Source organism: Pseudarthrobacter sp. 05T312, assembly GCF_056396685.1.
Map to the genome: position 1 here is coordinate 1 of NZ_JBFTLY010000068.1, position 385 is coordinate 385.

Genomic DNA, 385 nt, shown 5'->3' on the forward strand with positions numbered 1-385 from the left:
CAAAAAACCCGCTCAATCCGAGATGGCGTACATTTTGGAACGAACAACCAAGATTTGAATTGAACTATCTATGTGAATTCATAGATACAAATAAAAGAGTAAAAAAAGAAGTAAGAAAATCAATAGTTGCAGAGGGAAGAAATACAGCTTTATTTGATACTCTGCGTTTTTACGCTTACAGCATAATTTTTAAATATCAAAAAAATGACGATTTCTGCGGTTTCATGTCAGCATTACAAGAAGAAGCTGAAAACATAAACGATTCATTCGAAGATCAACTTRGCTTTAAAGAAATAAACCACACAATAAGAAGCATTTCTTCTTGGGTATGGGGGACTTTTGATAGTGATACTTTCAGCGAAATACAAAGCAACAGAGCAAAAAA

General features: G+C 33.1%; 1 protein-coding gene. It reads left to right on the top strand.

Annotated elements, in window-relative coordinates; genetic code table 11:
• Positions 1-385, top strand: a 385-nt coding sequence (locus AC1DIP_RS22345) for a primase C-terminal domain-containing protein (protein WP_477735133.1), incomplete at both ends; no start/stop codon positions are given.